The organism is Martelella alba, assembly GCF_006516955.1.
Lineage (GTDB): Bacteria > Pseudomonadota > Alphaproteobacteria > Rhizobiales > Rhizobiaceae > Martelella > Martelella alba.
On record NZ_VHLG01000004.1, the window covers coordinates 421294 to 437381 of the forward strand.

Consider the following 16088-nt stretch of genomic DNA (forward strand, 5'->3'; position numbering starts at 1 on the left):
GCGCAGCCAGGTCTTTGCGACGGGGATGGCCGCAAACCTCCGGCTGCATGAGGATACAAGGAACGAACACGATGAAATTTGCTGATGGAAACTGGCAGGTGCCAGACAGTCTCGACCTGATGCATCCGGTCGATTTCTACGAGGCCGAGGAGCGCGACGATACGCTCATTGTCTACGCCTCAGCCTGGCCGCTTGCAGAACGTGCCGCCCAGATCAACGCCCGGCTCTTCACCATGCGCTTCTTCTCGCCGATGGAAGGGATCATCGGCGTTCGCACCGAGCACTTTCGCGGCGGCCTTGACCGCAGCCCGAAATATGCGCTCAGCCATGATGAAGGCTTTGCGCCGAAAATCGCGATCGGCGACGAATATGTGTCGCTGACCTCCGGCAGCCTCACCGTCCGCATCAGGACGAAGGGTCCCTGGCGGCTTGATTTCCTGCGTGACGGCAAGATCATTTCCGGCAGCGACTACAAGGCTGGCGGCTATGCTGTCGACCATGACGACAACGATCGCAAGCATGTATTCGAACGGCTCGATCTGGGGGTTGGCAGCCTGGTTTACGGCCTTGGCGAGCGGTTCACCAATTTCGTGAAAAACGGCCAGAGCGTCGAGATGTGGAACCGCGATGGCGGCGCCAATACCGAGCAGGCCTACAAGAATATTCCTTTCTTTCTCACCAATCGCGGCTGGGGCGTGTTCGTTAATCACACCGGCCGGGTCGAATTCGAAATCGGTTCGGAGAAGGTCTCGAAAGCACAGTTTTCCGTGCCAGGCGAGGCGTTGGAATATTTCATGATCGACGGCCCGGACCCGAAGGCCGTCATTGACCGTTATACACGCCTTACCGGACGGCCCGCCCTGCCGAAGCAATGGTCCTTCGGCCTGTGGCTGACCACCTCCTTCACCACCGAATATGACGAGGCAACCGTTACCGGCTTTCTCGACGGCATGAAGGCGCGTGACATTCCCCTGCATGTCTTCCATTTCGACTGCTTCTGGATGCGCGGTCTGCACTGGTGTGACTTCGAGTGGGACCCGAAGACCTTCCCCGACCCGGAAGAGATGCTGGCCCGTTACAAGGCGCGCGGCCTTCACATCTGCGCCTGGATCAATCCCTATATCGCCCAGCGTTCACGCCTGTTCGATGAAGGCAGAGAACATGGCTATCTGTTGAAGAAACCGGATGGATCCGTCTGGCAATGGGATATGTGGCAGCCGGGACAGGCCGTGGTTGACTTCACCAATCCGGAGGCCTGCGACTGGTACGCCTCCTATCTGAAAGCCCTGGTGGCCCAGGGTGTCGACTGCTTCAAGACCGATTTCGGTGAACGCATCCCCGTCGACGTTGCCTATCATGACGGCTCCGACCCGGAGGAAATGCATAATTACTACACCCACCTCTACAACAAATGCGTCTATGACGCCCTGGAAGAAACCAAGGGCAAGGGTGAGGCTGTGCTGTTTGCCCGCTCGGCGACCGCCGGCGGTCAGCAATTCCCGGTTCACTGGGGTGGTGACTGCTATTCCGACTTCGATTCCATGGCCGAAACCCTGCGCGGAGGACTGTCACTCGGCCTTTGCGGCTTCGGTTTCTGGAGCCATGATATTGGCGGCTTTGAAGCAACGGCTGAAGCCGATGTCTACAAGCGCTGGTGCGCCTTTGGACTGCTTTCAAGCCATTCGCGCCTGCATGGCTCCAAATCCTACCGCGTGCCGTGGCTCTATGACGACGAAGCTGTCGATGTGCTGCGCTTCTTCACCAAGCTGAAACTCTCACTGATGCCGACCATTTATGAGGCTGCGGTCGAAGCGCCGAAAACAGGACTGCCGGTGATGCGGGCCATGATGCTGGAATTTCCCGGCGACCGGGCCTGCGATCCGCTCGACCGGCAATATATGCTGGGTGAAAAACTGCTGGTGGCCCCGGTTCTCAATCATTCAGGCGATGTCGAATATTATTTGCCGAAGGGGCAATGGACCCACCTCCTCAGCAACGAGGTGGTCGAAGGCGGCAGCTGGCGGCTGGATCATTACAGCTTCATGAGCCTGCCGCTCTTTGTCCGGCCAAACAGCCTGATCACATGGGGCGGCCGCGACGACGTGCCCGACTATGACTATGCCGAGGGGGCGACATTCGCGCTCTATGCCCTTGAGGACGGCAAAAGCGCAACAGCGACAATCTATGCCGAAGGCGGCGGAATTGCCCAGTCCATCACGATCGACCGCAAGGGCAGGACTCTGACCGTGACAGCCAGCGACGGGACCCGCCCGTGGCGTCTCCGCCTGCAGAATATCACAGCCGTTGCCGCCGTTGGCGCCGGCATTTCACAAACGGCGGAGGCAGAGGGGCTTCTCCTTGAAGGGAGCGGAGATACGGTCATCACGCTCTGAGCCTCAACAACAGGAATGCAACAAAGGGGCGGGAAATGCCCGCCCCTCAGACTGTTGAGAAAGCGTTCCATTCCCCACTGGCGTCATATCTGTGCCTGACACAGATATCCAGCCGCCGTGCGTCTGCACGGCGAAAGATTGTTATAATCCAAGACCTTGAAGCGCCTGGATCCCCGTGACGAGCACGGGGATGACGATGGAGGGGCCCAACCTCAAACAGGCAATCTGAATGACTTTGTCAGCAAATTGAGGAGCGGGAAATGCCCGCCTCTTTGCCATTTTCCGGTCGCATGCAGTCCCTCAACTTCCGGGGCAGGGATAGGGTGTCTTGCGGCCACCGTCATAGCTAACGGCAAGCCCCTTGAGCAGCAGCGTACTGGACAGATTGCTGCGGTCGGTCAAAGTAACGTCGGCGACCACGCGGCCGAAATATTTGTCGCCGGAAATCTTTTCAAGCTCCACCTCATCACCGTCATGGACCAGAGAAGCCACCATGTCGCGTGCCTCACCCGCTGCGCGCCGCTCATCGGCACAGGAGGAATGCAGCTCCGGCGTATCAATGCCGCGCAGACGCACATAGGTCTCGATAATCTGTCCCGGCCAGGGCCGCGCGTGAACCAGGATCGTGTCGCCATCAACGATGCGAACCACCTCGGCCCGAACAGGACCGCTAAAGACATCCTGCGCTGCCGATACCGACTCGGCAGCGGCAAGGACGGGAAAAACCAGCAAGGGGATCAGACTCAGACGTTTCATGACAAGGAATATATTCCTTGTTTTGCAGTACCGTCAATGGGATTTATTTCCCAATGTGGTTAATATTTTCCTAATATGATCAGAAATCTATGGCCCGACCCTTGATTTCCCAATCGCCGAAACGGGCAGGATCAAGGCCACCGCGTCCGCCGACTTCCTTCGGCCGGGCAGCCTTCTGTTCGGCGGCGCGTCTTTCCTCGGCTTCTGCGAGCGCGCGTTTGGCGGCGTCCGGCAGGCGTTCGCGGCGCTCCTCATAGGTCTCCTCAGCCACAGGCATGTCATTGCCTGCAGTGAGAGCCGCCAGCGCAGCCACATCGGGCGCACCGGCTTCAGAGCCAGGCTGCTCGGTCTCTTTCTCGTTTTCCTGCATGAAACGCACCTTTCCGAAAGGTAACAGATAAGACCGGCCTGACATTATTGATCTGGCAGCCTTCGTAGACCATCTATATAGAACAACGCAGCTCAGGGCGTAAACCGCCTTGCGACCGAACCACGGAGACCTTGATGAATCTGGTGCGAACGGCCATGCTACTGGCCTTCATGACGGCCCTTTTCATGGCGATCGGATATATGATCGGCGGACAGAGCGGTATGTTGATCGCGCTCGTCATCGCTGCTGGCATGAATGTCTTTTCCTACTGGAATTCTGACAAGATGGTGCTGCGCATGTATTCGGCCCGCGAGGTCAATGCCCAGACAGCACCGGATTATTACAACATGGTGGCTGAATTGACGCAGCGCGCCGGCCTGCCCATGCCGAAGGTCTATCTCTACGACAATCCACAGCCCAATGCCTTTGCCACCGGCAGAAACCCGCAAAACGCTGCCGTTGCAGCTTCCACCGGCATTTTGCAGATCCTCTCGCGCGAAGAACTCGCCGGGGTGATGGCACATGAGCTTTCCCATGTTCAGCACCGCGACACGCTGACCATGACGATCACGGCAACGCTTGCCGGTGCGATCTCGATGCTGGGACATTTCGCCTTCTTCTTCGGCGGTGCAAGGCGCGACAACAACAATCCCTTCGGCTTTGTCGGTGTGCTGCTGGCGATGATCGTGGCGCCGATGGCGGCCGCCGTGGTTCAGATGGCGATCAGCCGAACCCGCGAATATGCCGCTGACAAGCGCGGCGGCGAGATCTGCGGCAACCCGCTCTGGCTTGCCTCGGCGCTGCAGAAGATCGCCCATGGCAATGCCGTGGTCCACAACCCGCAGGCCGAGCGCAATCCGGCAACCGCCCATATGTTCATCATCAATCCGCTGGCTGGCGGTGGCCGGGACAATCTTTTCTCTACCCATCCCGATACCGGCAACCGGATCGCCGCGCTGACAGAACAGGCCCGCGCCATGGGCATTACCGGCATGTCTTCTTCAGCCATGTCTTCCAATGGGCCAATGCCCGAACCCTCCCCCATGGTCGAACCCGGCCGGGCAACGCGCGCCTCGCGCTCCGTGCCCACGACCGGCCGCGGCAAGGATGGTGAACCACCGTTCAAGGGGCCGTGGTCGTGAGTGCCGAACAGATGAAAAAAGCCAAGGGCGGCCGTAAACCCGCTTCACCTGAGGCAGAACCCCGGCCGGAACTGAAGCCCGGCTTTGGCGTCCGCGCCGCAGCTTCGAAGATCCTTTCAGCCGTTGTCGACCGCAAGGTGCCGCTTGATGGCATGCTCGATGTCGATCACGGCAACGCCGCCTATCTGGCGCTTACCGGTCCCGACCGGGCGCTCGCCCGGATGATCATCACCACAGTACTGCGCCACAAACCGCAGATCGATGCCGCCATTGACGGGCTTCTGGAGCGCCCGCTGCCCTCCGGCGCGCGCGCGCTGTCCCATGTGCTGAGCGTAGCCGCCGCACAGATCCTCTATCTCGATGTGCCCGATCATGCAGCGGTCGATATTGCCGTGGAACAGGCTGGTGCCGATCCCCGCAACCGTCGCTTTGCCGGCCTGGTCAACGCCGTCCTGCGGCGACTGTCACGGCAGAAGGACCGTATTCTGACCCGCATCGCCGATGTTCCGGCCATGCCGCAATGGTTCTACGACCGGCTGGTTGCCGTCTATGGGGAGAATGATGCTGCCATCATCGCCGATGCGCAGCTGACCCCGCCGACCATCGACCTTTCCGTCAAATCAGATGCTGAAGGCTGGGCCGAAAAACTCGGCGGCACCGTCCTTCCGGGCGGCACTGTCCGGCTGGCAACGATTTCCGCGCCCGTACCGCAATTGCCCGGTTATGAGGAAGGCGAATGGTGGGTGCAGGATGCCGCAGCGGCCATTCCCGCCCGGCTGTTCGGGGATCTCTCTGGAAAACGCGTGATCGATCTTTGTGCCGCACCCGGCGGAAAGACCGCCCAATTGATCCAGCAGGGCGGCGAAGTGACGGCGCTCGAACGCTCGAAGAACCGGCTGAAGCGGCTCAATGAAAATCTTGACCGGCTGAAGCTTTCTGCGATCACGGAAGCTGCCGATATGCTCGACTATAAGCCGGATGCCCTGTTCGACTGCGCCCTTCTCGATGCCCCATGCTCATCGACCGGCACAACCCGCCGTCACCCCGATGTTCTGTGGACAAAGGACGACGCTGATATCGAAAAGCTGGCCGAGGTGCAGTTCACCATGGTCATGGCCGCGCTCAAGCTGATCCGGCCCGGCGGTATGCTGATCTTTTCCAACTGCTCGCTCGATCCGCGCGAAGGTGAAAATGTCACCGCGCGCGCCATCGCTGAAGGTGCGGTGCAGATTGCCTTTCCTGAAGACGGCCGTGCCGGCCTTGAGACACTTCTCAATGAAACCGGTGCGATCCGCACAACACCGGCATCACGGCTGGGAAATGCAGCGGAAGCTGCGCTTGACGGCTTTTACGCCGTTGCTCTTACCCGTAACTGATATAATCTGTTAACCTCTTGTTTGGACGGTTGCTTTAGTCCAGAAGGGATTTTCGGAACGGCTTCGCGTTCCGCATAAGAACGATAATAATCAGGGATGGGTCAATTGGCTTCTGGCTTGGCCGAGACATGGCGCTATGCTGGTCTTGTTGTGCGCGAGACATGGCTGCGGACCACGCGCCGCGGCGCCATTGGAAGGCTGACCGCAATCAGCTTTGGTGGCACGCCGCCAAATCGCCTTCTTGTCGCTCCGACGGACCTGCATGCCGCCGATCCGATTGAGGCGGATCACCTCTTGTCCGGTATATTTTCCCTTGCCGATGGCGTTCTGGAGACGGATGGCGCCTCGCCCTTCGAACTCGAACCGCCCACGGAAGCTTTTGCCGAAGCGCTTATGAGCTTTTCCTGGCTCAGGCAGTTGCGCGCACGCCGTGACGAGGAAACAGGCCTTTACGCCCGTCAGATGGTGTTGAGTTTCCTGCGCCATCACGGCCGCATTTCAGGCCCGGCCTGGCAAACGGACGTGGTGGCGAGGCGGCTGATTGCGCTTCTTTCGCATTCCACGGTGATCCTGCGTGGTGCCGATACCGGTTTTTATCGCCGCTTCCTTAAGGCGATTGGCCGGCATGAGAGACATCTGCGCGCCGAATGGCGCACAATGCCGATTGGTGAGACCCGGCTGAACACGGCGATTGCGCTGGCCATGGCCTCGATCTGCGTTGATCTTCCCGAGACCCGGCGCAATGCAGCGGCCCGGCGACTGGATTTTGAGCTGGAGAGCCAGATCCTGGCCGATGGCGGCCATGTATCGCGCAACCCGCAAGTGCTGCTCAGGCTTTTGTTCGAACTGCTGCCGCTGCGCCAGACCTATATCAACCTCAACCTGCCACTGCCGAAGCGCCTGGTACCCGCCATTGACCGGATCTACCCGGCATTGCGTTTCTTCCGCCATCGCGATGGCGATCTCGCCTTGTTCAACAGTGCAACACCAACGCTTGCGACCGAGCTTTCAGCGATCCTTCGCTATGATGAAAGCGGCGGCCACCCCTTCAGGGCGCTGCCGCATACGGGCTTTCACCGGCTGGAAGCGGGTGCCACCGTGGTGATTGTCGATACCGGCGAGCCGCTGTCGATCGAATTGTCAAAAACCGCCCATGCCGGTGCAAGCGCCTTTGAAATGTCTGCAGGCAGCAGCCGTTTCGTGGTCAATTCAGGCCTGCCGCATTTCGCCAGCGCCGAGATCCGCTCTGCGGTGCGGGCAACGGCAGCCCATTCGGCGGTGACGCTGGAAAACACCTCCTCCATGCGGTTTTCGCATTCCGATTACCTCGGCCCCGTAGCGACGAGCGGCGTCTCCATCGTGGAAGTCGCCCGCGAAAGCGATGCTGATGGTGAAGACCAGCTTCGCATGCGCCATGACGGCTATCTCGGCCGTTTCGGCCTGTTCTGCCGCCGCACAATCTCATTGTCGGCCGATGGCGGGCGGCTGACCGGGCGCGACAGCTTCACCCGCAAAGCCGGCGGCCCGCCGCCTGAAAATGAAGAAGCGATCGCCGTTGCCCGCTTCCACATTCATCCCTCGATCTGGATCACCCGCGAAAGCGAAAGCGAGATACTGCTGACGGCCCCTGACAGTACGAGCTTTTTGTTCTCCGTGCCGGGCGCAAATGCCGATATCGAAGACGATGTCTTCTTCGCCTCCTCTGCCGGACCGCGCCCCTCGCGCCAGATCGCGGTCCCGTTCCGGCTCGGTACTTCGCCCGAAATTCTCTGGACTTTCGAAAGACAGAGCTGAATTTGGCAGAAGCGGTTCCTAAAGCGCCAAAGGCGTGATAACGCCATGTCCGGAAGATGACGGGCGGGCAACGGGCAGAACCCTGCTGCCGGGATCAGATCACCGAACCGCTCCATTTGTCTCATGTCCTGCAATTCCCGACAGGCTTTGACGGCCTGTTTCGGCTGATGAATTGCCCGAAGAAGGAAAGTGCCATGGCTGTTGCCTCGAAGAAAATCCCCGCCCCGGATCTCGTGACCGTGAAGACCGCGCTTCTGTCCGTCTCTGACAAGGCCGGTATTGTCGATTTTGCCCGGGCGCTTTCAGCGCGCGGCGTCAAGCTTCTGTCCACCGGCGGCACCCACAAGGCGCTTTCCGCAGCCGGCCTTGATGTCACCGATGTTTCCGAGGTCACCGGCTTTCCCGAAATCATGGATGGCCGCGTCAAGACGCTGCATCCCAATGTTCATGGCGGCCTCCTCGCCATTCGCGATGATGTTGAGCATCAGACCGCGATGAAGGAACACGGCATTGAGGGGATCGATCTCGCCGTCATCAATCTCTATCCCTTCGAAGAGGTGCGCGCTGCCGGCGGTGACTATCCGACAACGGTGGAAAACATTGATATCGGCGGCCCGGCGATGATCCGCGCGGCGGCCAAGAACCATGCCTATGTGACCGTCATCACCGATCCGGCCGATTATGCTGAGGTCACCGCCGCGCTTGAGGCCGGTCACGGCAAGATCGGCTACCAGCTGCGCCAGCAGCTCGCCGCCCGCGCCTATGCCCGCACCGCCGCCTATGACGCGACGATTTCGCGCTGGTTTGCCGAGACCCTGGAAATAGAGACCCCGCGCAATTTCTCGCTCGGAGGCACGCTGGCCCAGGAAATGCGCTATGGCGAAAACCCGCATCAGCATGCTTCCTTCTACGTGACGGGCGACAAGCGTCCGGGCGTCGCCAATGCTGTCCAGCATCAGGGCAAGCAGCTTTCCTACAATAATATCAACGATACCGATGCCGCTTTCGAACTGGTTGCCGAGTTTGACCCGACGCTCTCGCCAGCCTGCGCCATCATCAAACATGCCAATCCTTGCGGTGTCGCCCGTGCAGCAACGCTGAAGGAGGCCTATGGCCGTGCCCTTGCCTGTGACAGCCAGTCGGCCTTTGGCGGCATCGTCGCCCTCAACCAGGCGCTCGATGCTGAAACGGCAACCGAAATCGTCAAGCTTTTCACCGAAGTGATCATCGCACCGGAAGCCTCCGACGAAGCCAAGGCAATCATCGCGGCGAAGAAAAACCTGCGCCTTCTGACCACCGGCGGCCTGCCCGATCCGCGCGCCAGGGGCTTCAACCTGCGCACTGTTGCCGGCGGCTTCCTGGTTCAGGGGCGCGACAATGCCATGATCGATGCAATCGAGCTGAAGGTCGTGACCGAACGTGCGCCAAGCGAAAAGGAACTGGAAGACCTGAAAATGGCCTTCGCCATCGCCAAGCACGTCAAGTCAAACGCCATCGTCTATGTCAAGGACGGTCAGACAGCCGGTATTGGCGCCGGTCAGATGAGCCGGATCGATTCCGCCCGTATCGCCGCCATCAAGGCTGAGGAAGCTGCAAAGACAGCGGGCTGGGCCGAACCGATGACCAGGGGATCGGCAGTTGCCTCGGAAGCCTTCTTCCCCTTCGCCGATGGCCTGCTTTCAGCCATTGCCGCCGGCGCCACCTCGGTGATCCAGCCGGGCGGCTCGATCCGCGACCAGGAAGTGATCGACGCAGCCAATGAACATGGCGTCGCCATGGTCTTCACCGGCGTCAGGACCTTCCGCCACTAAAGCCGCAGGCGATTGGGCGGCATCGTCCGGAACGCTCGATTATTTTCTTTGAAGCGTCGGGATATCGAAAAACCGGTAGCCACCTTTTCGCCCGGCGCTTCACGACCGATCAGCGGCCGGGGGCTCTGCCCCCGTCCCGTCCGACTGTCAGGAAAATGGCAAGCCCGCCAAGCAGGAAGATGATGATCGTCGCCATGCCGGCACTGGCCGAACCCGTAAGCCCGGTGACAATGGCAAAGGCGCCCGTACCAAGAAAGCTGGTAATGCGCCCGGTCAGCGAATAGAGGCCAAAATAGCGCCCGGCCTCGGAAACCGGTACAGTGCTGGCCAGGAACGCGCGCGAGGCGGCCTGCACCGGCCCGAAAGCAAGCCCGATCAGCAGGGCAAAGCCGATACAGATCTTCTCTGCACCCGAGTCGAACAGCGCGCCGGTATCGGAAGGCATGGCAAACAGCCCGAACAGCATCCCATCCTTCGACATTGATACGAAACCAATGGTGGCGAAGACCAGGATCATCAGCGACACCAGAACCATGGCCCGGGCGGTGAGATGTCTGGAAAGCGCGGCGGCAATGAAACAGCCGGCAAGGGCAGACAGGTTGATCAGAATGCCGAACAGACCGATCTCCACCACATTCCAGCCAAACAGCGCTGCGGCAAAGGCAGGTCCAAGCGTCAAAAGTGCGTTGACGCCGTCCATATAGAGCATGCGCGCAATCAGAAACCGAAAGGTGCTCCGCCGTTTCGACAGGACGGAAACCGTCTGCCGAAGATCGGCAAGGCCAGTTTTCAAGGCCGTTTTCAGCGGCAGTGATCTGGTGGGATCCGGTGTAAACAGAAACAGCGGCATCAGGAAAATGAAGTACCACAATGCCGAAAGCGGCCCCGTCAACCGTTCCGCGTCACCACTCGCCGGGTTGAGGCCGAACAGCGGTTCAAGCCCGATCATGGTCACGCCGCTTTTCGGATCAGCCGACATGAACAGAACGAAGAAGACAAGCGGGATCATGCCACCGAGATAACCGACGCCCCAGGCGATGTTAGAGACGCGGTTGACCGCCTCTTCCGGCACCAGACGCGGCAGCATGGAATCGTTGAACACCACCGATAGTTCAGCCGCCACCGTCGCGATGACAATCATCAGCGCCGGCCAGAAATAGCCTGTTCCAGGCGCAGCAACCCAGAGCATGGCAAGACTTGCCATCTGGAAGATCGCCAGAAAACCGATCCAGCGCTTATTGGCGCCGGTCCGGTCCGAAATTGCACCGGCCAAAGGAGCCATGACCGCAAGCAGAATGCCGGCAATGGTTGCAGCATGCGCCCAGATCTCCTGCCCGGCGACGGGATCACTGCCAAGCCGGGTGACGAAATAGGGCCCGAAGATAAACGTGATGATGATCGTGAAGAAAGGCTGTGCTGCCCAGTCGAAAAGCATCCAGCCCATCAGGCCAAGCTGGCCAGCTTCCGTTGGCAATGCAGCTGCATCTTCCTCCAAAATCGCCATGATCTGCCCCAGATATTCGTCTCTTTTCTCAGGCCTTACATGCTTTATTTGTCAAATGATAGATCTTCGCATGCGGCATATCGGGTGAAAAGCTAAAACTATTTTCGCCCGATATGCCGGAGCCAGGGATCTAGACCGAAAGCTCGCGTGCCATATCCGACAGCAGACCGGCTGCCACCGTGATACGCGCCAGCGAGATATCACCACTCTCGACGAGCTGGGCAAGCTGCTCGGTGATCTGATCGATCCGCACCGCATATGCGGATTTCAGCGTCGTCACCGGTTCGCTTTCCTCTCCATAACGCAGCAGGGCGATGGCAGCGAGGTCACGCCGCGCCGCAGAAATCTGGTCCATGGAGCGCAGCAGCGCCATGCTTTCATAAAAATCCGAAAGCGAAATCCGGCTGGCGGACGTCAAAAGTGCCGAAACACCGAAGGCGCGCGTCACGGTGAAATAGGTGTCCGCTGCCTTCTCCAGTGACACATCCGCCCGTCTGGCAATCTGCAATGCCTCAGGAACGAACAGCATGGCGACGTGACGGGCGATATTGTCGGCGATCTCATCCGGCACCCCCGCCTTGGCCCAGCTGGCCCGCTGATCATGCAGCCATTGTGCCCGCGCATCGGGCAACAGCGTATCGGCATGATCGCGGAAGATCAAAAGGGCCTGCGAAAGCTGCGCGATGGCTGCGGGAATATCGCCATCGGCAAGGCCGTTCTTCAGGAGAAGGTGGGTCAGCACGCTGTAAAGATAGCGCAGCCTGGCATAGAGCGCATTCTGCACCGCGCCATCGACCTGGCCATCAAGACTGTCGACCGACTGCCACAGCGCTTCCAGCCCGAAACCGTCACGCACGATGATCGCGGCCCTGACCACCTGTTCCGGTGTCATGGCGGTCGCATCGCAGGCCTCGATAATAAAGGAGGCACCGCCGCGATTGATCACATCATTGGCAAGCCGCGTCGAAATGATTTCGCGCCGCAGCCGGTGGCTCACGATATCCTCGGCAAAGGTCTCACGCATGCGCGCCGGGAAATAGGCCGAAAGCGTCTCGGCGAAATAGGGCTCATCCGGCAGATCACTGGCGAGGATCTGGTCAAACAGTACGATCTTGGCATAGGACAGAAGCACGGCGATTTCCGGCCGTGTCAGACGCTGCCCGGCCTGGCGTCGCGCCTTCAGCCCGGCACGGTCCGGCAGGGTCTCGACCTTGCGATCAAGCTGACCGGCCTTTTCCAGCACATCCATCATCCGCGAAAGCGACAGGACGCCGTTGTCTCCTTCATCAAGGGTCAGCGAGATGGACAGCGTCTGGCGATAATTGTTTTCGAGGCAAATGGCTGCAACGTCATCGGTCATGGCCACCAGAAGCTCATCACGATCGGCACGGCCGAGCCGGTCCGCCCGCATGGCCGAGGCAAGGGCAATCTTGATATTGACCTCGACGTCGGAGCAGTTCACCCCGGCTGAATTATCGATCGCATCGGAATTCGAGCGGCCACCCTTCAGCCCGTAGGCTATGCGGCCCTTCTGGGTGACACCGAGATTGGCGCCCTCGCCGATCACTTTGGCACCGACCTCATCGGCATTGATGCGGATCGCATCATTGGCGCGGTCGCCGGCCGCTGCATTGCTTTCCTCCGCCGCCTTCACATAGGTGCCAATACCGCCAAACCAGAGCAGGTCCACCGGCGCCTTGAGGATCGCCGTCATGATCTCGAACGGCGTGTACTGGCCCGGAGCCAGACCGATGGCCGTAGCCGCTTCCGGCGAAAGCGTCGCCGATTTCAGCTGGCGCGAGATGATGGTGCCGCCCTGAGACAGGCAGGCAACATTATAGTCCTGCCAGCTGGAGCGCGGCAGTTCGAAAAGCCGCTTGCGCTCGGCAAAGCCGATCGCCGGATCCGGGGCCGGATCGATGAAAATATCGCGGTGATCGAAGGCGGCCACAAGCCGTGTCTGTTCCGACAGCAGCATGCCGTTGCCGAACACATCGCCCGACATGTCCCCAACGCCGATCGCGGTGAAGGGTGTTTTCTGGATGTCGATATTCATCTCGCGGAAATGGCGTTTCACCGCTTCCCAGGCGCCGCGGGCGGTAATCCCCATCTTCTTGTGGTCATAGCCAGCCGAACCGCCAGAAGCGAAAGCATCACCAAGCCAGAACCCCGCCTCGTCTGCAAGACCATTGGCGGTGTCGGAGAAAGTCGCTGTTCCCTTGTCGGCTGCAACCACGAAATAGGGATCATCACCGTCTCGTCTGACGGTCGACGCCGGCGGCAACACCGCCTGACCATCAATATTATCGGTGACGGACAGCAATGTGCGGATATAGCTCTTATAGGCCTCCCGCCCGGCTTCAAACACGGCCTCGCGGCTGCCACCTGCCGGCAGGCGGCGCGGAAAGAAGCCACCCTTGGCACCCACCGGCACGATCACGGCATTCTTGACCTGCTGAGCCTTGACCAGGCCCAAAACCTCGGTGCGATAATCCTGGCCGCGATCCGACCAGCGCAAACCGCCGCGGGCAACCGGCCCGAAACGAAGATGCACACCCTCGACCTCGGCACCATAGACAAAGATTTCACGGAAAGGACGCGGCGCCGGCAGGATCGAGATCGAACGCGAGGCAAATTTCAGCGCCAGATTGGCCGGCGCCCCGCCCGTGGCGCTGCGCTGGAAATAATTGGTGCGCAGCGTGGCATCGATCAGCTTGACATAGAGCCGGAGGATCCGGTCATCATCGAGGCTCGGCACAGCGGCAAGCCCTTCATCGATGGCTTTGTGAAGCCGGCCGAGCCATTCCTGCCGTTCGGCCTCGCCCGGGCCGGGAGTGAAGCTTGCCGCAAACAGCGCAAACAATGAACGGGCCAGCTGCGGATAGAGGCAGAGCGACTGGGCGATATAATCCTGCGTGTAGTTGATGCCAGCCTGACGCATATATTGGGCATAGACGCGCAGCACATTGGCTTCGCCCGCTTCCAGCCCTGCGACCAGAACCAGCCGGTTGAAGCTGTCATTATCGATGACACCGGACAGTACATCCATGAAAGCGCGTTCCAGACGCGCAGCATCGGCGACAAGATCAACCGGCGTCAAAGCCTCGACCATCAGTTCCATGTCATGCAGCACCAGATCGCCCGGCGGATCGAAACCATTATCCAGCGTCAGATCAAATGTACGTTCGGACAAAACCGTAAAACCGAGATTTTCAAGCAGCGGCACACGTTGCGACAGAGCGAGCGGCCCGCCAGCCTTGAAGATCTTCAAACGCAGTTCATCAGCGCTGTCACCGTCAGCCGGACGGTAAAAGGCAATCCGCGGCGCCCCGCTCTCGCCAGCCGCAACGATGCGATCAAGATCGGCCACCGCCTCGTCAGGCCGAAAGGCGGCACGATAGGCTTCCGATACACCAAGCCGCACCGCGCCCGGCCCGGCGAGATGGCGGAAGCGCTCGCTCCAGTCGGAGGCAAGATTGGTAACCGTCTCTTCCAGCACAGCCTGGGGGATCTCCGGGGTTTTCTCGGCCTTGTGCCGCGCAATAATGAAATGCACACGCGCTGAATGACCTTCGGGAAAGCCAGGATAATAGGCTGCCACCCGCCCTTCATAGACCCGGGCCAGATAATCACCGATCTGTTCGCGCAGGCGCGAATCGTAAAGCTGACGCGGGACAAAGACCAGAACGGAGACAAACCGGTCAAACCGGTCAACACGCGTCAGAACACGGATCTTCGGCCGTTCGGCAACCTCAAGGATCTGTCCGCAGAATTCAGTCAGCGTTTCAACCGGGGTCTGAAACAATTCGTCGCGCGGATAGGATTCGAGAATATTCTGCAGCGAGCGGCCGGCATGGCTCTTTTCCTCGAAACCGAAACGCGCCACTACCTGATCGACCTTGGCGCGCAGGAGCGGAATGCGCCGTGCCGCCTGGGTATAGGCTGTGAAGGTGAAGAGGCCGACAATGCGCAATTCACCGACCACACGGCCTTCGGCATCGAGGCGCTTGACGCCGATATAGTCCATATGGGTCCGGCGATGCACGGTAGAAGTGGTGTTGGCCTTGGTCACGATCAGATAATCGGGGCCTTCAAGAAAGGCCAGGATTTCCGGAGTCGAGGCCACGGGCTTGGCACCGCTGCGCAGAACCCGCATGTCGGGATCGGCGAGAATGCCGATACTGGAGCCCTCCACATGTTCGACGCGGCCACCGGCTTCATCGGAGACATAAAGAAGATCGCGCATGCCGAGAAAGGTGAAATTGCCGTCGCGCAGCCATTCCAGAAAGGCAAAGGCCTCATCGCGCACCTCCACCTTGGCCACCGGCACACGGCTGGCCAGTTCTCCCATCGCCGCTTCAAGCTTGCCCAGCATCAAAGGCCAGTCGGAAACCGCCAGATCAACATGATGCAGAACCTGTTCCAGCCGCGCTTTCAGCCGGTCCGCAAGCCCCGGACCGAGGCGGGCGATATGAACCTGAACATGGGAAATACGCTGTTCGGCATCATGCGGGCGCTCCGGCGAGAAAGCCTCGACTGCCGCATCCGGCGTGACGACCAGAATAGGGTGGATGGCAAGAAGGATATCGGCCGTATGTTCGGCGATCTCCGCCATGACGGAATCATAGATGAACGGCATGTTGGCAAGCGTGATCGCGATTACATCAATCGCCGCGCCACCCGGCGCCACGCCTGCAACCGGACCGATGCTGACCCGTGGTGCACCTGCCTGCCAGGCCGAAAGCTCCGATGCAGCATGGGCGGCGACAGCGCCGAGCATGGCCGGTTCGTAGCGATCAAGATCCTCGCGGCTGGCCCGTGCGAACATGATGTCCGGGCTGATAAAGCGCAGGCCGGAATTGCGGGCGCTCTCCTCGGCCGCCTTCAACTTCTCCTGACGCTTCGTATCATTGGTCGTGTACATGTTTCCTCCTGGCGATCT

Annotated in this window: 9 protein-coding genes; 5 read left to right on the top strand and 4 right to left on the bottom strand. The window is 60.1% G+C overall.

All coding sequences use genetic code 11. The features are described 5' to 3' along the window. Window positions 1-71 precede the first annotated feature (71 nt). Entirely contained in the window at window positions 72-2393 is a 2322-nt protein-coding gene (gene yicI, locus FJU08_RS10745; protein WP_141148991.1) for an alpha-xylosidase, read from the top strand. Window positions 2394-2693: 300 nt separating this feature from the next. Here the strand turns inward: yicI and FJU08_RS10750 are convergent, their stop codons facing one another. After that, entirely contained in the window at window positions 2694-3149 is a 456-nt protein-coding gene (locus FJU08_RS10750; protein ID WP_141148992.1) for a thermonuclease family protein, read from the bottom strand. Between the two features lie 79 nt (window positions 3150-3228). Beyond that, window positions 3229-3426 carry a DUF1674 domain-containing protein gene (locus FJU08_RS10755; protein WP_141149039.1) on the bottom strand — a complete coding sequence of 66 codons (198 nt, stop codon included), beginning with the start codon at window positions 3424-3426 and terminating at the stop codon, window positions 3229-3231. Between the two features lie 227 nt (window positions 3427-3653). On the opposite strand from FJU08_RS10755, the gene htpX reads away from it, so the two are divergent. The 4 genes from htpX (at window position 3654) to purH (ending at window position 9642) form a co-directional block, all read left to right on the top strand. Next, a complete protein-coding gene (htpX, locus tag FJU08_RS10760) occupies window positions 3654-4661 on the top strand; it encodes a zinc metalloprotease HtpX (RefSeq protein WP_141148993.1) in 1008 nt (335 codons plus the stop codon). An 11-nt stretch (window positions 4662-4672) separates the two neighbouring features. Then, window positions 4673-6037 (top strand): RsmB/NOP family class I SAM-dependent RNA methyltransferase, encoded by a 1365-nt coding sequence (locus FJU08_RS10765; RefSeq protein ID WP_141149040.1) that lies wholly within the window; start codon window positions 4673-4675, stop codon window positions 6035-6037. 105 nt (window positions 6038-6142) lie between these two features. After that, window positions 6143-7831: a heparinase II/III family protein gene (locus tag FJU08_RS10770; protein ID WP_235890649.1), complete on the top strand. Its 1689-nt coding sequence runs from the start codon at window positions 6143-6145 to the stop codon at window positions 7829-7831. Between the two features lie 194 nt (window positions 7832-8025). Then, window positions 8026-9642, top strand: a complete 1617-nt coding sequence (gene purH / locus FJU08_RS10775) for a bifunctional phosphoribosylaminoimidazolecarboxamide formyltransferase/IMP cyclohydrolase (RefSeq protein ID WP_141148995.1) — start codon at window positions 8026-8028, stop codon at window positions 9640-9642. 109 nt (window positions 9643-9751) lie between these two features. Here purH and FJU08_RS10780 read toward each other — a convergent pair whose 3' ends face one another. Both FJU08_RS10780 and FJU08_RS10785 read right to left on the bottom strand, forming a co-directional pair. Continuing rightward, window positions 9752-11146, bottom strand: coding sequence for an MFS transporter (locus tag FJU08_RS10780; RefSeq protein WP_141148996.1), 1395 nt, complete (start codon window positions 11144-11146; stop codon window positions 9752-9754). Window positions 11147-11276: 130 nt separating this feature from the next. Continuing rightward, complete coding sequence (locus FJU08_RS10785) at window positions 11277-16070, bottom strand: NAD-glutamate dehydrogenase (RefSeq protein WP_141148997.1); 4794 nt, start codon at window positions 16068-16070, stop codon at window positions 11277-11279. Between the last annotated feature and the right edge of the window lie 18 nt (window positions 16071-16088).